This is a genomic window from Streptomyces sp. NPDC088194, assembly GCF_040702025.1.
Lineage (GTDB): Bacteria > Actinomycetota > Actinomycetes > Streptomycetales > Streptomycetaceae > Actinacidiphila.
In genome coordinates this window covers 13,288-32,797 of the sequence record NZ_JBFBIV010000014.1, presented here as the reverse complement: position 1 = coordinate 32,797, position 19,510 = coordinate 13,288, and the positions used below count along the sequence as shown (strand labels likewise).

Here is a 19,510-nt window from a genome sequence, read left to right as displayed (position 1 = left end):
GCACGCCCCCAGGCGCCCCGCCGCGCCCGGGGGCGCCTGACCGCCCGCTCCCAGGAGACCGGCCGGGACCCTCCGTGGCCGCCCCGCGCCGGTGCTACCTTCGGGATCATGGACGACGCCGCCGGGTTCCAGGACATACCGCCGACCACGCTCGCCGACCTCCTCGGCCGGGAGCAGGTCATGGACATCGGCATCCGGCCGCTGTGGCCGTCGATGCCGCGGGTGGCCGGTCCGGCCTTCACCGTGCGGTGCCCGGCCGGTGACAACCTCATGCTGCACGCCGCCATCCACCGCGCCCCGGCCGGCTCCGTCATCGTCGTCGAGGCCGGAGACGTGGACTACGCGGTCGCCGGCGGCAACGTCTGCGCGGTCGCCCAGCGGAACGGGATCGCGGCCTTCGTGATCGACGGCGTGATCCGCGACCTCGGCGAGATCCGCGACATGCGCTTCCCCGTCTTCGCGCGCGGCGTGCTCCCCATCCCGGGCGGCAAGGCCGCCGTCGAGCCCCTCAACGCCCAGGTCACCTGCGGCGGTGTCCAGGTGAACGCCGGCGACATCGTGGTGGCCGACGAGGAGGGCGTCGTGGTCGCGCCCCGGGACCGGGGTGCCCGTCTGCTCGCCGACGCCCGCGCGAAGCTGGCGAAGGAGTCCGCCGAGACCCTCGACATGTGGGAGGCGGCGCACCGCTCCCGCATCGACCAGATCCTCGCCGCCCAGGGCTACCAGGACTGACCCGGCCGCACCCACCCCGGCCGTCCACCGCCCACCGTCAACCGGCCTCCCGCCGTACCCGGCCCGCACCGGCACCCGCGGGGCGCGGACGTGGGACGGTGGGGGAATGCGGGGAAGTCGGGAGGGCGTGGTGCGCGGCGTGGCCCGCACCGCGACAGGCGAGCCGCTCGGTTCCTTCTTCGTCGCCGTGACACCGGACGAGCCCAGGATGCTCCGCTTGGCGGCCCCCTTCACCAGCCCGACCGGCTTCTTCGCGCTGTCGCTGCCCGCGGGCGGGTACACGATCCGCGCCGGAGTGCCCCGCCACGACGGGCGGCCGGCACAGGGCGGCGCGCGAGCCGACGTGGTGGCGGGCGAGGTCACGTACGTCGAGGTGGTGGGCGCCTCGGGCGAACCCGGGGGAACGGACCTCGCGCACCTGGCCCTGCTGAGGGAGTACGAAGGCGGGGCGCTGTCGGCGCGGCAGCGGACCCCCGCGGTCGAGGTGGTGGAGTACGACCCGCGGTGGCCGCGCCGGTTCGCCGCCGAGCGCGACCTGCTCGCGGACGCCCTGCCCGGCGCACGGGCGATCGAGCACGTGGGGTCGACCAGCGTGCCCGGGCTGTGCGCGAAGCCGACCATCGACGTGATGGCGGTTCTCGACGATCTGGCAGCAGTGGCCGCTCGGGTGGAGCCGCTGGCACGGATCGGGTACGAGTACCGCCCCGGGTCGTTCGCGGCCGACGAGGGGCACATGTTCCTCCGCAAGATGGCGGACGGAAAGCGGACGCACCACCTGCACGCCGTGACCGCCGGCTCCCCGCTCGCCGACGGGTACCGCCTCTTCCGGGACTTCCTGATCGCGAACCCGGAGGCCGCGCGCCGGTACGGGGTGATCAAGCGGACCCTCGCCGCCCAGTTCGCGTACGAGTGGCAGGGATACGTCGAGGAGAAGGAGCGCCTGGTCACCGTGTTGATGGCCGGTGCGCGGGAGTGGCGGCGAACAGGTCACGCGTGGAGCCCCCGCTAGCCTCGGACCTCCGTCGCTCTCCGGTACGGCGGCGGCGCCACCCGCAGGCACGCGTCATCGGCACTCTCGGCAATTTCGACAGCCAACTGTGCAGTTGGCTGAAGAGAATGCTAGCCTGCAGAACATGGACGATCAGCGTGCGCCGGAGCGTGCACCGGAACCGGAGCGGGAGCCGTCGTCGGCGTCTGACCCGGCGGCCCTCGCCGGTGAGCTGCGCGTCGTTCTCGGGCAGCTCACCCGCAGGCTCCGCGAGCAGGGACACGGCAGCGACCTCACCCGGTCCCAGTCGTCGGTCCTGCTCAGGATCGAGCGCGACGGAGCGGCGACGGCGACCGTACTGGCGCGCGCCGAGGGCATCCGCCCGCAGTCGATGGCGAAGATCGTCGGCGTCCTGGAGGACGCCGGGCTGATCAGCGGTTCGCCGGACCCGAGGGACGGCCGGAAGACCGTACTGAGCCTCACCGAGACCGCGCGCGAGAAGTTCCGTACCGGGCGGCTGGCGAAGGAGGACTGGCTGACGCAGGCGATCGGGGCCGGGTTCTCCGCCGAGGAGGTCGCGCGGCTCGCCTCCTGTACCGACCTGCTCCGACGGCTCGCCCAGTCGCCCTGACCCGTCCAACTCCCGCCTCCCCGGCAGCGCTCCACCTCCGCCGTCCCGCTCCCGCCTCCCCGGCACCGCTCCGCCGCTCCACCTCTGCCGTCCCGGCCCCACCGCCGCTCCGGCGTGCCCTCACCCGGCTTGTCGGCACCTCACCACCCCGCCACTCCGAAGGACTTCGCATGCCCATCACCACCCTCGACCCGAAGACCGCGCTCATCGTCGTGGACCTCCAGGCCGGCATCGTCACCCTGCCGCTCGCGCACCCCGTCACCGGGATCGTCGACCGCTCGGCGGACCTGCTGCGGGTGTTCCGCGACCGCGGCCTCCCCGTCGTCCTCGTCAACGTGGCGGGGGCACCGTCGGGCCGGACCGACCAGGGCCGCCCCGGCACCCGTTCGTTCCCCGAGGGCTGGACCGACCTCATCCCGGAACTGGACCGGCAGCCCGAGGACATCCTCGTGACCAAGCACGCGCGCAGCGCCTTCACCGGTACCGGCCTGGCCGACCGGCTGCGGGCACTCGACGTCACTCAGGTGGTCGTCACGGGCATCGCCACCGGCAGCGGCGTGGAGTCCACCGCCCGGGACGCGCACGAGCAGGGCTTCCATGTGACGCTGCCCGTCGACGCCATGACCGACCGGGACCTGTCCACGCACGAGCACAGCGTGGCGAACGTCTTCCCGCGCATCGCCGAGGTCGGCAGCACCCAGGATGTCCTGGACGTCCTCGCCAAGTGACGGTGTCCGGACCTCGGACCGAGGGCCGCGCCCATGGCGGCGACCGGGGCGCGTTCCCCCGGCGCCCCCCCCGGGGCGCGGCCCTCGTCGCTTTAGTGCCTGACGGCAGGTCAAACCTTCCCCTAGCCTGAATCCATGCTGAGCGAACTGGTCTACCTGTCCGACGCGAAGTTACGGCAGTTCGTCCCGTTGGCCCGGCGCCGCTTCAGTGGCCGGCTCAAGATGGCGCTGAAGGTCTCCACGCCCCTGGTCGGCGTGGACGTGTCCCCCGCCGCCACGAGCGACGAGCGGGAGCGCCTCGACCATCTGCGGCGGGTGACCGAGCAGATCGAGAGCCACGCGCGCTGGTTCACCGATGCCGAGCACCGCCCGGGTCAGTGGATCTGGTTCGAGGCCCCGCTCAACGACATGCTGCTGGACGACCCGTTCAGCCACATGGTGGTCTTCCTCGACCCCGCCGACCCGGTCGAGGGCTACGACCCGCTGGACGCCTCCGGCCGCAAGGTCCGCCTGCTGATGCACGGTTCCGCCGAGCACCTGCTGCTGCCGGCCCCGCCGCCACGGCAGGAGCCGCCGCCCGCCGCGAGGATCGTCACGGAGTACGCCACCGGCGGCACGGCATGGACGTCCGGCGCCGCCTCCCGCCCCCCTGCCTACAGCGAGGTCACCAGGAGCCGGGCGTGGTTCAGGCGCGAAGGCGGCCAGGCCCACGACACGCTCGACACCCTCGGCCACCAGGACCTGCCGGTCCTCCAGGCGGACTCCCCACCCACACAGCTGTCCAGGCTGGGCCACCTCCACCAGGGCACCGCCGAACTCGTCGACTGGCTCGACCGCCGCGCCTCCGCACCCACCGCCGCCTGGACGCGGGGATACGCGCGCGTCACCGCCGACCTCGCCTACCCGCCCGGCGACGGCGACACCGCCGCCGCCTTCAGCAGAGTGGTGATCGCCAGCCCGCTGTACGTGGAGTACGCGCACGACCTGCCGGAGCGCGCCGGCCAGTGACACACCCGCCGACCCGCCAGGCTCGCAGGACGCACACCCGCGGCTACCGCACCGCCGCGGCTCCCCCCTGCTTCGGCAGCGGCTTGCCGTACCACAGCTCGATCAGCCGGGCCGCGATCGAGATGCCGAACGGGGGCAGCACCTCGCCGGACTCGAAGGCGGCGCGCAGGTCCTCGCGGGAGAACCAGCGGGCCTCGTGGATCTCCTCGCCGTCGACGTGGATCTCGGAGGAGGTGGCCTGCGCCATGAACCCGAGCATGAGGCTGGACGGGAACGGCCAGGGCTGGCTGGCGACGTAGGAGACGTCGCCGACGGTGACGCCGGCCTCCTCGAAGACCTCGCGGCGCACCGACTGCTCGATGGACTCGCCGGGTTCCACGAAGCCCGCGAGGGTGGAGAAGCGGCCCTCGGGCCAGTGCACCTGGCGGCCGAGCAGGGCGCGGTCCTCGTCGTCGGTGACGAGCATGATCACGGCGGGGTCGGTGCGCGGGTAGTGCTCGGCGCCGCAGGCGGGGCAGCGGCGGATGTGGCCGGCGGCGGCGATGACGGTGCGCTCGCCGCACCGGGAGCAGAAGCGGTGCATGCGCTGCCAGTTCTCCAGCGCGACGGCGTGCACCATCAGCCCGGCCTCGATCGGGGCGAGCAGCCCGCCCACCTCGCGCAGTCCGGCCGGGCGGGCCGCCTCGTCCATCCGCCCGGGCAGGGTGTCCTTCTGCAGGGCGAAGTAGCGCACGCCCTCCTCGTCGATGCCGAGGAAGTAGCGGTGCTGCTCGGTCTCGGGGGCGTCGAACGCCGGGGTCATGACGAGTTCGGCGCCGCCGTCGGGGGTGTCCTCGACCAGCACCTGGCCGCCGGAGACGACGAAGACGCGGGTGGTGGGGTGGCTCCAGGCAGCCGCGAGCCATGCCTCGTCGAGCCGATGGTGGGCCGCGCGGTCCACCCCGGTGTAGGTGAGGCTCAGCGGCTTCGATGTCGCGTCGAGTTCGGTCAAGGCGTCTTCCCAACTCCCCTTTGCGGTGCCTGCGGTGCCTGCGATGCCTGCGGTACGAGCCGTACGAGCGGTGCCGGCCGTACGGGCGGTACGGGTTCCACGCGAGCGGGCGCGAGGTGCCCGTTGCGCCGTCGGCCCGCGCCGCTCACCGGCTGCTCGGCCACGGTTCGGCCGCCCAGTCCGCGGCGAGCTCCGTCCACAGGTGCGCCGCGGTCTCGACGCCCTTGAACAGCAGGTCGAGATCCACTTTCTCGTCCACGGAGTGCCAACCGTCGGACGGCACGGAAATTCCCAGGAACAGTACGGGAACACCCAGTACGTCCTGGAGGTCGGCGGCCGGCCCGGACCCGCCCTCGCGGGTGTACCTGATCTCCTGGCCGAAGGCGCGGCCCATCGCGCGGACCAGCGAGCGCAGCGCGGGGTGGTCCAGCGGGGTCAGGCACGGGCGGGTGCCGTCGCCCCAGAAGCGGATCTCGTGCCTGATGCCGTCGGGCAGCCGGGCCGCCACCCAGTCCGTGACCAGTTGCCGCACCCGGGCGGTGTCCTGCCCCGCGACCAGCCGGAAGGAGAACTTGATCTCCGCGGTGGACGGCACGATGGTCTTGCCGCCGGGGCCGCCGTAACCGGCGTGGATGCCGTTGACCTCGGCGGTCGGCCGAGCCCAGATCCGCTCCAGGGTGGTGTGGCCGTGCTCGCCGAGCGCCGCGTGCGACTTGGCCGTACGCAGCCAGCCCGCCTCGTCGAACGGCAGCTCCGCCAGCAGCGCCCGCTCCCGGTCGGTGAGTTCCACCACACCGTCGTAGAAACCGGGGATCGACACCCGCCGGTCCTCGTCGTGCAGCGCGGCGACCAGCCGGGCCGCCTCCGTGGCGGGGTTGGGCACCGCGCCGCCGAACGAGCCCGAGTGGATGTCCTGGTCCGGCCCGTACAGGTCGATCTGGCCGTCCACCAGGCCGCGCATGCCGGTGCACACCGTCGGGGTGTCCTCGGCCCACATGCCGGTGTCCGAGACGATCACGGTGTCGCAGGCGAGCCGGTCGGCGTGCTTCCTGATCAACGGCCCGAAGTGCGGCGACCCGGACTCCTCCTCGCCCTCGACCAGCAGTTTCAGGTTCACCGCCGGAGCGGTGCGGCCGGTCGCCGCCAGGTGCGCGCGCAGGCCCAGGGTGTGCAGGAAGACCTGGCCCTTGTCGTCCGCGGCGCCGCGTGCCCGCAGCCGCCCGTCCTGCTCGACCGGCTCGAACGGGTCGGTCGCCCAGCCGTCCTCGCGCGCGGCGGGTTGCACGTCGTGGTGCCCGTAGACGAGCACGGTGGGCGCGTCGGCCTCGCCGCTCGGCCACTCGGCGAAGACCGCCGGGCCACCGCCCTCGGTCTCCCACACCTCCGCCACCGGGAAGCCGGTGTCGGTCAGCGCCGCCGCGAGCCACTCGGCGCTGCGGCGTACGTCGGGGGCGTGGTCCGGGTTCGCGGAGACGGACGGGATACGGAGCCAGTCCCCCAGCGCGGCGAGGAACGCGGCGCTGTGTTCGGCGATGTACGGGGCCGGGTCGGCGGGGTGCGGGTGGACGGCGTTGTCCGGGGTCGTACGCATGGCTTTCAGCGTACCGGCCGCGTCGTCGGCCCTGCTCCGCCGCCTGCCGCCGACCCCGCCGACGCACCCCGCCGACGCACTCCGCCGACGCACCCCCGCGCCCCGCGCCCGCCCGCTGTCAGTGCGGCGGTTCCTCGGCCCGGTCCGGCGGATCGGGGCTGAGCAGCCGCTCCAGCGCGGCCCGGTCGGGCAGGTCCGGGGGGCGCAGGAGCGTGCCGGTGCGGATGTGCAGGAACGCCGCCCGCACCCGCTCCAGCGGCACGCCCTGCTGCTCGGCCCAGGCCAGCCGGTAGATCGCGAGCTGCAGCGGGTCCGCGGCGTCGGGCCGGTGCCCGGTCTTCCAGTCGACGATCTCGTACGTGTACGGGTCCGCGTCGTGGCCGGACGGCTCGGCGGAACCGGTGTCGGCGGCCACGGCATCCGCGCGCACGGCGTCCGTACGTTCCCGGTACACCGCGTCGATGCGGCCGCGGACGAGGCGGCCGGCGAGGGTGAGGGTGAAGGCGGCCTCGACGCGGTAGGGGGTGCGCTCGGCGTACGGGGTGCGCAGGAAGGCGTCCTTGAGGGCGGCGAGGTCCTGCTCGTCGGCGATGTCGTCGCCGGGTTCGATGCCGGGCAGGTCCTCCGGGGCGAAGAGCGGGCGGGCCTCGAAGCGGGACTCGACCCAGGCGTGGAAGCGGGTGCCGCGGCGGGCTGCGGGGGCCGGTGGGCGCGGCAGGGGGCGGGCCAGGTCGCGGGCGAGGCCGTCCGGGTCGGCGGCCAGCCGCATGAGCTGGGTGGCGGTGAGGGTGCGCGGGAGGGGGACGTCGTGGACGGTGGCGCGGGCGCGGCGGAGTTCGCCGGTGAGGGCGGTGAGGTCGCGGTCCCAGGCGGAGACGAGGCGGGAGTCGTCGGGAGGGAGCGGGGGATCGGCGGGGTGGGGGGCGCCGGTGGGGTCGGGGGTCGGGTGGCCTTTCCCCCGGGTGGGTTGCGGGGGGAGGGAGGGGCGGGGGGATGTGGCGCGGGTGGGTTGCGGGAGGAGGGGGGTGTCGGAGGCGTCCGGGCGGGTGGCGTCGATCTGGGCGCGGACGGTCTTCGCGGCATGGCGGCGCCGTTCGAAGGCGGCCGGGTCGAGGGGCAGCGGCCAGGGGGGTTCGGTGGCGGAGGCGAGGGCCGGGTTGTCGGCGTCCTCGGCCGGGGGCTCGGCCCACACCTCGATCTCGCCGTGCCCGGCCTCGCAGTGCGCGCGCAGGGCGTCGAGGAACGCGGACGGACCGAACGGCTTGGACTGGGTCGGCCCCCACCAGTGCCCGGAGCCGAGCAGGAGGGAGCGCGGCCGGGTGAAGGTGACGTACCCGAGCCGCAGTTCCTCGACGCGCTGGTGCTCCTTCATCGCGGCGCGGAAACCGTCGAGCCCGGCCCGGGTCCACGCCTCCACGTCGGGGAGGGTGGCGGCGTCGCCGCGCAGACCGTGCGGCAGCACCTTCGCGTTCAGCGGCCACAGCTCCCGTCCGCGTTCGCTGGGAAAGCCCTTGGCGACCAGCCCGGGCACCACGACCACGTCCCACTCCAGCCCCTTGGCCTTGTGGGCGGTGAGCACCTTCACCGTGTCGTCGCCGCCGGGCAGCGAACTGTCGAGGCCCTTCTCGTACTGCGCCGCGGTGTGCAGGAACCCGAGGAAGGCCAGCAGCGTCGCCTCCCCGTCCAGCCCGGCGAAGGACGCGGCCACGTCGAGGAACGCGTTGAGGGTCTCCTGGCGGCGGGCGGCCAGCGCGTGCGGGGACGCGGCCAGCTCCACTTCGAGCCCGGTGACGGCCAGCACCCGGTGCAGCACGTCCATCAGCGGGTCGGCGAGCGCCCGGCGCAACTCCCTTATCTCGGCGGCCAGCCGCGCGAACCGCACCCGCGCCTCGGCGGAGAACGGCAGCTCGTCGCCGGGTTCGGCGTCGAGGAACGTCTCCAGCGCGTCGGTCAGCGACACCACCTCGGCCGGATCGACCCCTTCCACGGCCGCCGCGAGCCGGTCCGGCCCCTCGCCGTCCGCACCGGCGCCGGGCCCGGGACCGTACCGCACCAGCAGCCGGGCCCGGCGGCCGAGGAGCGCCAGGTCGCGCGGGCCGATCCGCCAGCGCGGTCCGGTCAGCAGCCGTACCAGGGCCGCGTTGGCGGTCGGGTCGTGCAGCACCTCGCAGGTGGCGACGAGATCGGCCACCTCGGGCAGGTGCAGCAGCCCCGACAGCCCGACCACCTCGACCGGCACGTCCCTGGCCACCAGCGCCGCGTGGATGTCGGCGAAGTGCGCGGCCGTACGGCACAGCACCGCGATCTCGCCGGGCGGGGTGCCGGTGCGCACCAGGTGGGCGACGGAGTCGGCGAGCCACGTCGTCTCCTCGGCCTGCGTGGGCAGCAGCGCGCAGCGTACGACGCCGTCGCGCTCGGCGCCGGGGGCCGGGCGCAGCGCCTCCACGCCTTCGTGCCGGGCCCGCAGTTCGACGGCGAGGGTGTTGGCGAGGTCCAGCAGCCGGCCGCCGGAGCGGCGGTTCTCGCTGAGCGAGTAGCGGTCGGCGGGCCGCCCGTCGGCGTACGGGAAGTGCCGGGGGAAGTCGTCGAGGTTCGCCACGGACGCGCCGCGCCAGCCGTAGATCGCCTGGCAGGGGTCGCCGACCGCGGTCACCGGATGACCGGTGCCGCCCCCGAACAGCCCGGCGAGCAGCAGCCGCTGCGCCACCGAGGTGTCCTGGTACTCGTCCAGCAGCACCACCCGGTACTGGTCCCGCAGCAGCGCGCCGACCTCCGGGCGGCCCTGCGCCAGCTCGGCGGACAGCGCGATCTGGTCGCCGAAGTCCAGCAGGTCGCGGCCCTTCTTCTCCTGTCGGTAGGCGGCGGCCAGTTCGGCCAGGTCGCGGCGGGCGGCGGTGGCGTGCGCCACCTCCTTCACCCAGGCGTAGCCGCGCGTGCCCGGGTCCAGCTCGCCGAGCCGCGCGGCGAGCCGCGTGTCGTGGGCGCGCAGCCGCTCGGCGGGCACCAGGTGCTCCGACAGCTCGCCGGACAGTGCGAGCAGGTCGCCGATGAGCGTGGGCAGCCCCTTGGTCAGCGCCGGGTACGGGCCGGGCGCGGCCCGCAGCACCTTCGCCGCCAGCTGGAAGCGGGTGGCGTCGGCGAGCAGGCGCGCGGTCGGCTCCAACCCGATCCGCATGCCGTGGTCCTTCAGCAACTGCCCGGCGAACGCGTGGTACGTCGAGATCTGCGGGTCCCCCGGCACCTGGTCCGGGTCCAGGGCCGGGTCGGGCGGGCCGTCCGCCTCGCCCGGGGTGATGCCCGCCCGCACCAGCGCCCGCCGCACCCGCTCGGAGAGCTCCGCGGCCGCCTTGTTGGTGAAGGTCAGCCCCAGCACCTGGTCCGGCGCGACCTGTCCGGTGCCGACCAGCCACACCACCCGCGCGGCCATCACCGTGGTCTTCCCCGAGCCCGCCCCGGCCACGATCACCCCGGGAGCGGGCGGCGCGGTGATGCACGCCATCTGCTCGGGGGTGAACGGGATACCCAGCAGCTCCTTGAGCTGATCAGGGTGGTGGAGAGGGTTTGCCACCCAGCGAGGCTATCCGGCCGGGCCGACACGCTTCACCGGCCGGCCCGTCCGTTCGGGGGCAGGTCAGACCGAGTCAGACCGACAGGTGCGGAGCGTCGCTGCCCACCGAGGAGAGGTCGACGGTGTCCTTGGCCGGCGGCGCGGATATCCGCGGCGCCTTGCCGAAGTCGCTGAAGCGGAGGCTCCCCCCGCCGTCGGTGCTGACCAGGCCGAGGATGTACGGCGTGCCGTCGGCGGCGACGTACACCGTGTTGGTGGTGCCGTCGTCGTCGCGCTCGTGGAGCGGGACCACGGCCCGGCCGTAGCGGCTGGCCGGGGCGTCCTTGCCGGTCACCTCGTCGCCCTCCTCGACCGAGGCGAGCAGGGAGTCCAGCTTGCAGAACTGGTCGAGGTCGTCCGCCTCCTGCTCCTGCGCGGGCAGCCTGACCCACTTCCCGGCGAAGGCCCGGGCCAGTACGTCGCCGTGGCTGTCGTCCTGGTCCTCCCAGTAGGAGGCGTCGGCCTTCAGGTAGTACGCGTCGTGGATGCCGATGACCTGGACCGGGTCCTCCCCGTCGTTCTCGAGGGAGGCCGCGCACTTTCCGGAGGCGGTGAGCGCGGCGGTGATGTGCGCGTCACCCTCGTCGTCGGAGAGGACGACGTCGACGGTCACGGCCGTCACGGAGTCCATCGCCTCCTCGGCCTTCGAGAAGATCCGGTCGGCGCTCTCCCCCGCGAACGCCCCGGTCTCGGCGGTGGTGGCCGCCGGTACGACGATCGGCGCGCCGCCCGCGTCCGTGTCCCCGCCGCAGCCGGTCAGCACCGCCACGGCCACCGCGGTGCCGAGCACCGCCGCGCAGAAGTTACGTGTGGCCGCCACGGCCGCCCCCTTGCATCCCCCCAGGGGCCCGCGCTGGTGGCGGCGGGCACCCGGAATCCCCTTGCTCCGTACACAGACCATAGCGTCCGGCTGCGACAGCGTGCTGTGGGTTATCCACAGGCCGTCACACCCACCCCTGGCGTTCACTCCACGACGTGCCGGCCCTCCGGCCGGGCGGTGCAGGCCGAGCGGAAGGCGCAGTGCGCGCAGTGCTGGCCGGCCGCGGGTGTGAAGCGCTCGTCCAGCACCCGCCCGGCCGCCTCGGCGAGGAGGTCCTGGGCCCACTCCCCCTCGATGGGCTCCTGCCGCTGCACCGCCGGGAGCGCGTCGCCGCCCTCCTTGCGGGTGGCGCCGAGCCGGAGCTGCACGAGTTCGGCGCCGCCGGGGTGCGGACGGGCCCCGCCGAAGAGCGGGTCGACTGCCCCCTCGCGGACGGCGAGCTGGTAGACCGCGAGTTGGGGGTGCCGGGCGACCTCCTTCGCGGTGGGCTTGGCCCGCCCGGTCTTGAAGTCCACGACGTACGCCTGCCCTTCGGCGTCCGTCTCCACCCGGTCCATGCTGCCGCGGATGCGCACCTGCGCGTCGCCCGCCTCCAGCGTCACGTCGAACGCGTGCTCCCCGGCGACCGCCTCGCGGCCCCGCTCCATGACGTGCCAGCGCAGGAAGCGCTCCAGCGCGGCGCGGGCGTTCTCCCGCTCCTGCCGGGACTTCCAGGGCGCGTCGAACGCGAGCGCGTCCCATACGGAGTCCAGCCGCGCCATCAGCACGTCGAGGTCGGCGGGGGCCCGGCCGGAGGCGACCTCGTCGGCCAGGACGTGCACCACGTTCCCGAAGCCCTGCGCGGCCGTCGACGGCGGCTCGGCCTTGACCTCGCGCCCCAGGAACCACTGCAGCGCGCACGTGTTGGCGAGCTGGTCGAGCGCGCTGCCGGACAGCACGACCGGCTGGTCCCGGTCGCGGACCGGCACGGCCGACCGGGTCGGCTCGTACACGCCCCACCAGCGCTCGGGGTCCGCGGCGGGCACCAGCGCGTGGCCGTCGTCGGTGAGCGAGGCCATCCGGGCCAGCCGTCGGGCGGCGGCGTCACGCAGTTCGGGTGACACGGCCGGGTCCACGGTGGTCGCGCGCAACTCCGCGACGAGCGCGGCCACCGCGAGCGGGCGGCGCGGCCGGTGGCCCACGTGCACCGGTTCCACGCCGAGTTCGGCGAGGAACCGGGAAGGCTGGTCGCCGTCGTCCGCCGCGGACTTCACCGCCGTCACCAGCAGCCGGTCCCGCGCGCGGGTCACCGCGACGTAGAACAGCCGACGCTCCTCGGCCAGCAGCGCGCCCGGGGTGAGCGGCGGCGCGAGGCCGTCACCACCGATCCGGTCCGCCTCCAGCAGGGAGCCGCGGCGGCGCAGGTCCGGCCACACGCCCTCCTGCACGCCCGCCACCACCACGAGCGGCCACTCCAGGCCCTTCGCGCGGTGCGCGGTCATCAGGCGTACGGCCTCGGGCCGGACCGCGCGACCGCCGAGCGTGTCGGCCACGATGTCGAACGACGACAGCTCGTCGATCAGGTTCAGCGCGCCGCGGCCCCCGGTGCGCTCCTCCGCCCGGGCCACCGTCTCGAACAGCGCGCACACCGCGTCCAGGTCGCGGTCGGCGTTCCGTCCGGCCGGACCGCCGCGCAGCGCCGCCCGCTCCAGCCGGCCCGGCCACGCCGAACCGTTCCACAGCGCCCACAGCGCGTCCTCCACGGTGCCGCCCGCCGCGAGCCCCGCGCGTGCCGCGGCCAGTTGCGCCCCGATCCGCCGCGCGCCGCGCGCGTACGAGGCGTCGTGCGTCGCCAGCCGCTCCGGCCGCGCGACCGCCTCCGCGATGAGCAGGTCCGAGGGACGCGGCACCGCCACACCCGCCGCCCGCTCCTCCTCGCGCAGCGCGCGCCCCAGCTTCCGCAGGTCCGCCGAGTCCATGCCGCCCAGCGGCGACGTGAGCAGCGTCAGGGCGTCCTCGACGGAGAGCCCGAGAGCGTCCCCTTCCGAGCCGTCGTCCCCGCTCCCGTCCTCGCTCCCGTCCGCCGAAACGGATACGGCTACGGGCTCGGGCCCGTCCGCGTCCCCGGTCCCGGCCTCCTCCGCGGCATCGCCTTCCTCCACGGCCTCCTCCACGGCCTCCGTCCCGGCCTCCCCCACGGCCTCCGTCCCGGCCATGCCCCCGCGCGCCGCCGCGGGCGCCGCCGCTTCCGCCGCCACCCGCAGCGCCAGCAGCAGCGGTGCGACGGCCGGGTCGGCGTGCAGCGGGGTCGCGGACGGGGCGAGGTCGATCGGGACACCGGCCGAGGCGAGCGCGCGGCGCAGCGTGGGCAGCGCGGAGGTGGTGCGGGTGAGGACCGCCATGTCCGACCACGGGATGCCGTCTTCGAGATGGGCGCGGCGCAGGGCGTCGGCGATGGCGTCGAGTTCGGCCCCGGGCGTCGGGTGGGTGCGCACCGCGAGGGCGCCGCCGGGGCGGTGGGCGGTGGGCGCGCGATGGGCGCGGGCCGCCGCGGCGGGCAGGCGGGGCAGCGCCATCCGGCCGGCCAGCCGCCCGGTGGCGGCGAGCAGCGCGGCGCCGGCCCGGCGGTTGCCGGTGAGCACGCGCACCGGGGCGGGGCGGCCGGCCCGGTCGGGGAAGGCGGCGGGGAAGTCGAGGATGCCGTTCACGTCGGCACCCCGGAACGCGTAGATCGACTGGTCGGGGTCGCCGAAGGCGACGAGGGTACGGCCCTGCCCGGCGATCGCGTGCAGCAGCCGGACCTGCGCGGCGTCGGTGTCCTGGTACTCGTCGACGAAGACCGCGTCGTAGCGCCCGGCGAGCTCGGTGTGCACCTCGGGCCGCCGGACCAGCCGGACCGCGCGGTGCACGAGTTCGGTGTAGTCGATGACGCCCTGGAGGTCGGCGACGTCCAGGTACTCCTGGAGGAAGGCGGCCGCGGCGAGCCAGTCGGGCCGGCCGATCCGGCGGGCGAAGTCGGCGAGCGCGCGGGGGGCGAGGCCGAGTTCGCGGGTACGGGCGAGCACCGCGCGCACCTCGTCGGCGAAGCCGCGGGTGGTGAGCGCGGCCCGCAGGTCGTCGGGCCAGCTCACCTTGGCGCGGCCCTCGCGGGCGAGCCGGGCCTGTCCGGCGAGCAGTTCGCGGACCATCAGGTCCTGCTCGGGCCCGGACATCAGCCGCACCGGCTCGGCGAACAGGTCCGGGTCCTGGTGGGCGCGCAGCAGCCCGTAGCAGAACGAGTGGAAGGTGGTGGCCTGCGGCGCGGCGGTGGCGCTGCCGGTCACGGCCTGCGCGCGGGCGGCCATCCGGTCGCGCAACTCGACGGCGGCGGCGCGGCCGTAGGTCAGGACGAGCACCCGGTCGGCGGGGGTGCCGGCCCGCACCCGGGCCAGCACGGCCTCCACCAGCGTGGTGGTCTTCCCCGTGCCGGGGCCGGCGAGCACCAGGAGAGGTCCCTGCCCGTGCTCAACCACAGCGCGCTGGGATGCGTCCAGCACTGGAGGCGCGGCGGACACCGCCGGCGCGCGCACCAGCCGGTAGCCTCCGACGCCCGGGCGGGTCGCACGGGCGTCGGCGGTCCGGTCCTCCCAGCCGGGCGCCGCGGGGGCGCCGTCAGGGGAAACGCGAGGAAGTGGGGAAGAGGGGTTCACGTGGTTCGCCGGTTTCGTGGTGGTCAGGCAATGTACTCCGTACGGGCTGGTCGCGGCATGTGTTGCCTCCGCATGGCGGAAGCTGGATGACATGACCCTCCGGCCGTCATCCGCCGCTCGCGCCACCCGCAGACCCGGGCGCGCCCTCGGGGCCGGCGCCGGGCGCCCGCCCGGGGCCGTCCGGCGTGCGCGTGCCGTCCGGCGAGAGCCCGTCCCAGCGGGCCGCGCGCATGTCCAGGCGCGGTATGTGGCCCTGGGCGGCGGGGCCGACCGTCCGCAGCGGGGTGCCCTCCGCGCGGTACGCGGCCAGGGCGCGCTGCTCGTGCCCGGCGAGCAGCACCCCGTCGGAGCGCACCACCCGCCACCACGGCACCACCGCCCCGTACTCCGCCATCACCCGGCCGACCTGACGCGGCCCGCCCTCCCCCAGCCACTCCGCCACGTCGCCGTACGTCATGACCCGGCCCGGCGGAATCAGGTCCACCGCGTCCAGCACCTTCTCCGCGTACGGGCCCAGCTCGCCCGCCCCGGTCGCACCGCTCTCCTCGCTCACCCGGCCAATCCTGCCGCACACCGCCGACACCGGGGGGCTACGGCTCCGTACGTGCACAGCGCATGCCACCATCGTCCGGGCGGTGACTGGTGATACGAGACCAAGAAGAGACAACAGGGGACAAGCAGGGCGCCGGCGAGGCCGTGGAGGCCGCCGGCGCTCCTGGAGCGCTGTCCCCGTCCGCCCCTGAGCCGCGGGTCGCGGTGAGCGAGGACAGCGACCAGGGCGCGAAGGCGGTGGCCGGCGGCTCGGGTCGCTCAGGTGACTCCGGCGGCTCAGGTGACTCCGGCAGCTCGGACGGCTCGGGCGGCAACGGCAGCTCGGACGGCTCCGGCGACTCCGGCAACTCCGGCACGGACGGGTCGGGCAGCTCGGACGGCGCTGACGACCCGGGCGACCTGGGCTACCCGGGCGACCTGGGCGGCACCGGGTCCACGCGCGGCGCCCCCGACCACCCCGCCGGCCCCGACCACCCCGCGCAGCCGCCCGCCCCCCAACCGCACGGCTCGCACCTGGCACCGGAAGAACCGTTTTGGTCCGCACCGGACCCCGAGGACCCGTCCGGCGGCGACCTGCCCGCCGACGGCGCGCCGCTCGAACCGGCCGGCGCGACCCGGCAGGCCGTGTCCGTGGACGAGCCGCTGCTCGCCGCCCGGGTGCACCGCCCCGCCGACCTGGTGCGCTTCTTCATGGGCCTGCTGGGCATCGGGGTGGTGCTCGCCATCGCGGGCTTCGCCCACGCCACCACCAACGGCCTGGAGACCGACATCACCAAGGGCGCCATGCGGGCGCCCGACTTCTTCTCCTCGTTCACCGGCACCACCGCGAGCGTGGCGGTGCTCATCGTGCCGGTGGCGTTCGCCGTGGAGCGGCTGGTCAGACGCGACGGGCTGCGGATCGCCGACGGCGTGCTCGCGGCCGTACTGGCGCACGGCGCCGCGCTCGCCACCGACCTGTGGGTCACCAACGCCGCCCCCGGCTCGATCCGCGAGGCGCTCTCGCACGGCGCGCCGACCGGTCTGGGCATGACCGACCCGGTGCAGGGCTACCTCGCCCCGGTGATCGCCTACGTCACCGCCTCCGGCATGGCCAGACGCCCGCGCTGGCGGGTCGCGCTGTGGTTCGTCCTGCTGCTGGACGCGTTCGCGGTGCTGGCCGGCGGCTACACCACGCCGTTCTCCATCGCGCTGACCCTGCTGATCGGCTGGGCCGTCGCCAACGGCACGATCTACGCGGTCGGCTCGCCGAACGTCCGCCCCACCGGCCAGAACCTGCTCGCGGGCCTGCGCCGGGTCGGGTTCGCCCCGCTGACCGCGCGCCGGGTGGTGGAGACCGGCCCGGAGAGCGCGGACTCCGACCGCGGCCGCGCCTACCTGGTCACCCTGGAGGACGGTCCGCCGCTGGACGTGACCGTGGTGGACCGCGAGCAGCAGGCACACGGCTTCTTCTACCGGGCCTGGCGGCGGATGTCGCTGGTCGGCGGGATCACCCAGCGCCGCAGCCTGCTGTCCCTGCGGCAGGCGCTGGAGCAGGAGGCGCTGCTGGCCTACGCGGCGATCGCGGCCGGCGCCAACGCGCCGAAGCTGATCGCCACCTCGGAGCTGGGCCCCGACGCGGTGATGCTCGTCTACGAGCACATCGGCGGCCGCCGCCTGGACGCGCTGGACGACGACGAGATCACCGACGCCCTGATGCGCGAGGCGTGGAAGCAGGTGCGCGCCCTTCAGTCGCGGCGGATCGCGCACCGGCGGCTGGTCGGCGAGTCCCTGCTGGTGGACCGGAGCGGCACGGTCTTCCTCACCGACCTGCGCGGCGGCGAGATCGCCACCGGCGACATCCTGCTGCGGATGGACATCGCGCAGTTGCTGACCACCATGGCGCTGCGGGTCGGCCCGGCGCGGGCGGTGGGCGCGGCGCTGTCGGTGCTCGGTCCGGACGCGGTCGCCGCGTCGCTGCCGCTGTTGCAGCCGATCGCGCTGAGCCGTTCCACCCGCGGCGAGCTGAAGATGCTCAACCGGGCCCGCGCGGTGCGGGAGCGCGAAGCGGTGCTCGCCGCGCTGGCCGCGGACAAGGAGGCCAGGGAGCGCGGCAGGGCGCACCCCGCTCGCGAGCCGGCGCCGAGCACCGCCACGGTGGCCGCCGAGCCGGACGGCTCGGCGGCCAAGACACCGTCGAAGGCGGAGCGGAAGGCCGAGACCAAGGCGGAGAAGCGCGCCATGGAGGACGCGCTGGAGGAGATCCGCGAGGAGGACCTGCTGTCGCGGATCAGGCAGCAGGTGCTGCTGATCCGCCCGCAGGCGCCCGTCGAGCCGGTGCGGCTGGAGCGGATCAAGCCGCGCACCCTCATCACGGTCATCGCGGGCGCCTTCGCCGCGTACTTCCTGCTCTCCCAGCTCTCGTCGGTGCCGATCGGCCACGCCATCGTGCACGCGGACTGGAAGTGGGCGCTGGTCGCCGTGGTCGGTTCCGCGGCGAGCTACGTCGCCGCGGCCGGCGCGCTGTCCGGTTTCGTGCCGGAGCGGCTGTCGTGGCCGCGGACGGTGATGGCGCAGGTCGCCGGGTCGTTCGTGAAGCTGGTGGCGCCGGCCGCGGTGGGCGGGGTGGCGCTGAACACCCGCTACCTGCAGAAGGCGGGGGTACGGCCCGGGCTCGCGGTGGCCAGTGTGGGCGCCTCGCAGCTCGTCGGGCTCGGTTCGCACATCGTGCTGCTGATGGCGTTCGGCTTCATCACCGGCACCGAGAAGACGCCGTCGCTGTCGCCGTCCAGGACCGTCATGGCGGGGCTGCTGACCGCAGGTGTGCTGGTGCTGGTGGTCACCGCGGTGCCCGCGCTGCGGAAGTTCGTCTCGACCCGGGTCCGCGCGCTGTTCGCGGGCGTCGTGCCGCGCATGCTGGACGTGCTCCAGCGCCCGGCGAAGCTGCTCACCGGCATCGGCGGCACCCTGATGGTCACGGTGACCTTCGTGCTGTGCCTGGACGGCTGCGTACGGGCCTTCGACGGCAACCTCAGCTACGCGACGATCGCGGTGGTCTACCTCGCGGGCAACGCGCTGGGGTCCGCGGCGCCGACACCGGGTGGCGTCGGCGCGGTCGAACTGGCGCTGACCGGCGGCCTGATCGCGGCGGGGCTGCCGAAGGAGGTGGCCACCCCGGCGGTGCTGTTCTTCCGGCTGCTGACCTTCTGGCTGCCGGTGCTGCCGGGCTGGCTCGCCTTCACGCACCTCAGCCGCAAGGGCGAGTTGTAGGACCGGAACGGGGACCGGTTAACGGGGACCGGGACGGTGGCCGTCCTGCCGGCCGGCGGGACGACCCGGTCGGCAGGATCGGCGGCTCACTGGTCCTCGATGTCCGAGATCTGCTTCGTCGCGAGGTCGGACTGGACCTTCAGGTACGTGTAGTACGGGCTGCTCGGGTTGCCCCAGGTGAGGCGGACGGTGCTGAAGGCGTGGCCGGCGCCGCCGCCGTCGGCCGTGACCTGCCAGCCGATCGGGTTGTCCTGGGCGCGCAGCACACCGTCGGCGTGCTGCGCGGCCTCCCACGCGGCCAGCTTCGTCCGGAAACCGCTGGTCAGGTAGTGCTCGCGCAGTCCGTTGCGCAGGTCGTCGTTGCGCGCGTCCCACACCACGTCGATGTAGGCGCCGTAGAAGTCCGCGACGCGGTCGACGGTCGACTGCGGGTCGCCCGAGCGGACCGACCCGGCGGCCTGCGGCACCTCGGCGCCGGTGGTGTGGTCGCCGTGCACGCTGCCCGCGGACTGGGTGGGCGCGGCCGGGTGCGTGCCGTGGGTGGTGCTCGCCTGGGCGGCTGCCGCGGGCGCGGCGACGGCGAGACCGAGCGCGACGGCGGTGAGGGCGAGCCGGCGGACCGAGCTCCGGGTACGGGTACGCGCGAGTTGCATGGCTGCCTGACCTTTCGTGAGATGTGTGGTGATAGACCACTCTTATCCAATAAGCGATCTGACACCCCGTAAGACCGTCTGTGTCCTGGAAGGGTTGTCCTTCGTCCGGGGAAATCCCGTGAACTCCGTGCATGCGGCGGCTGCTGACGGCGTGACACGTCCGTGACCCAATAGGCACTGCACCGCCCTCGAACAGGCTGTTCCGCTTCGATACGGTGAAAGCCTGGATACGGGGACCAGACTCGGGTGTACGTCATTGCCGCGGACCCGGTGGCTCCCTTTGCGACGACCGATC

13 protein-coding genes are annotated in these 19,510 nt (G+C 74.7%); 6 read left to right on the top strand and 7 right to left on the bottom strand.

Going from position 1 to position 19,510, the window contains the following annotated elements; genetic code table 11:
- The first annotated feature begins 108 nt into the window (after nt 1–108).
- The 5 genes from AB0399_RS10185 (at nt 109) to AB0399_RS10165 (ending at nt 4,087) form a co-directional block, all read left to right on the top strand.
- Complete coding sequence (locus AB0399_RS10185; protein WP_329365032.1) at nt 109–732, top strand: RraA family protein; 624 nt, start codon at nt 109–111, stop codon at nt 730–732.
- Nucleotides 733–838: 106 nt separating this feature from the next.
- Nucleotides 839–1,741, top strand: coding sequence for a GrpB family protein (locus tag AB0399_RS10180; protein ID WP_366410960.1), 903 nt, complete (start codon nt 839–841; stop codon nt 1,739–1,741).
- A 124-nt stretch (nt 1,742–1,865) separates the two neighbouring features.
- Nucleotides 1,866–2,351 (top strand): MarR family transcriptional regulator, encoded by a 486-nt coding sequence (locus AB0399_RS10175; RefSeq protein ID WP_329365036.1) that lies wholly within the window; start codon nt 1,866–1,868, stop codon nt 2,349–2,351.
- A 170-nt stretch (nt 2,352–2,521) separates the two neighbouring features.
- Nucleotides 2,522–3,079: an isochorismatase family cysteine hydrolase gene (locus tag AB0399_RS10170; protein WP_366410959.1), complete on the top strand. Its 558-nt coding sequence runs from the start codon at nt 2,522–2,524 to the stop codon at nt 3,077–3,079.
- A 135-nt stretch (nt 3,080–3,214) separates the two neighbouring features.
- On the top strand, nt 3,215–4,087 hold the full coding sequence (locus AB0399_RS10165; RefSeq protein ID WP_366410958.1) for an SAVMC3_10250 family protein: 873 nt from the start codon (nt 3,215–3,217) through the stop codon (nt 4,085–4,087).
- A 43-nt stretch (nt 4,088–4,130) separates the two neighbouring features.
- Here the strand turns inward: AB0399_RS10165 and nudC are convergent, their stop codons facing one another.
- From nudC to AB0399_RS10135, 6 genes are all read right to left on the bottom strand, one after another.
- A complete protein-coding gene (gene nudC, locus AB0399_RS10160; protein WP_329365042.1) occupies nt 4,131–5,078 on the bottom strand; it encodes an NAD(+) diphosphatase in 948 nt (315 codons plus the stop codon).
- Between the two features lie 145 nt (nt 5,079–5,223).
- A complete protein-coding gene (locus AB0399_RS10155) occupies nt 5,224–6,669 on the bottom strand; it encodes a M20/M25/M40 family metallo-hydrolase (protein WP_329365044.1) in 1,446 nt (481 codons plus the stop codon).
- Between the two features lie 118 nt (nt 6,670–6,787).
- Complete coding sequence (locus AB0399_RS10150; RefSeq protein WP_366410957.1) at nt 6,788–10,237, bottom strand: ATP-dependent DNA helicase; 3,450 nt, start codon at nt 10,235–10,237, stop codon at nt 6,788–6,790.
- Nucleotides 10,238–10,310: 73 nt separating this feature from the next.
- On the bottom strand, nt 10,311–11,096 hold the full coding sequence (locus AB0399_RS10145; RefSeq protein ID WP_366410956.1) for a hypothetical protein: 786 nt from the start codon (nt 11,094–11,096) through the stop codon (nt 10,311–10,313).
- Between the two features lie 143 nt (nt 11,097–11,239).
- The gene (locus tag AB0399_RS10140; RefSeq protein WP_366410955.1) at nt 11,240–14,644 is read right to left on the bottom strand and encodes an ATP-dependent DNA helicase; all 3,405 of its coding nucleotides are present in this window, start codon (nt 14,642–14,644) and stop codon (nt 11,240–11,242) included.
- Between the two features lie 226 nt (nt 14,645–14,870).
- On the bottom strand, nt 14,871–15,317 hold the full coding sequence (locus AB0399_RS10135; protein ID WP_329365052.1) for an MGMT family protein: 447 nt from the start codon (nt 15,315–15,317) through the stop codon (nt 14,871–14,873).
- A 572-nt stretch (nt 15,318–15,889) separates the two neighbouring features.
- Between AB0399_RS10135 and AB0399_RS10130 the strand changes: the two genes are divergently transcribed.
- The gene (locus AB0399_RS10130; protein ID WP_329373940.1) at nt 15,890–18,562 is read left to right on the top strand and encodes a lysylphosphatidylglycerol synthase domain-containing protein; all 2,673 of its coding nucleotides are present in this window, start codon (nt 15,890–15,892) and stop codon (nt 18,560–18,562) included.
- An 86-nt stretch (nt 18,563–18,648) separates the two neighbouring features.
- Here AB0399_RS10130 and AB0399_RS10125 read toward each other — a convergent pair whose 3' ends face one another.
- On the bottom strand, nt 18,649–19,215 hold the full coding sequence (locus tag AB0399_RS10125; RefSeq protein ID WP_366410954.1) for a hypothetical protein: 567 nt from the start codon (nt 19,213–19,215) through the stop codon (nt 18,649–18,651).
- Between the last annotated feature and the right edge of the window lie 295 nt (nt 19,216–19,510).

Excerpts from the sequence above, each read along its gene's own strand:
- AB0399_RS10155 (WP_329365044.1), bottom strand. The coding sequence starts at position 6,669 with ATGCGTACGACCCCGGACAACGCCGTCCACCCGCACCCCGCCGACCCG.
- AB0399_RS10185 (WP_329365032.1), top strand. The coding sequence starts at position 109 with ATGGACGACGCCGCCGGGTTCCAGGACATACCGCCGACCACGCTCGCC.
- AB0399_RS10165 (WP_366410958.1), top strand. The coding sequence starts at position 3,215 with ATGCTGAGCGAACTGGTCTACCTGTCCGACGCGAAGTTACGGCAGTTC.
- AB0399_RS10180 (WP_366410960.1), top strand. The coding sequence starts at position 839 with ATGCGGGGAAGTCGGGAGGGCGTGGTGCGCGGCGTGGCCCGCACCGCG.
- AB0399_RS10175 (WP_329365036.1), top strand. The coding sequence starts at position 1,866 with ATGGACGATCAGCGTGCGCCGGAGCGTGCACCGGAACCGGAGCGGGAG.
- AB0399_RS10125 (WP_366410954.1), bottom strand. The coding sequence starts at position 19,215 with ATGCAACTCGCGCGTACCCGTACCCGGAGCTCGGTCCGCCGGCTCGCC.
- AB0399_RS10170 (WP_366410959.1), top strand. The coding sequence starts at position 2,522 with ATGCCCATCACCACCCTCGACCCGAAGACCGCGCTCATCGTCGTGGAC.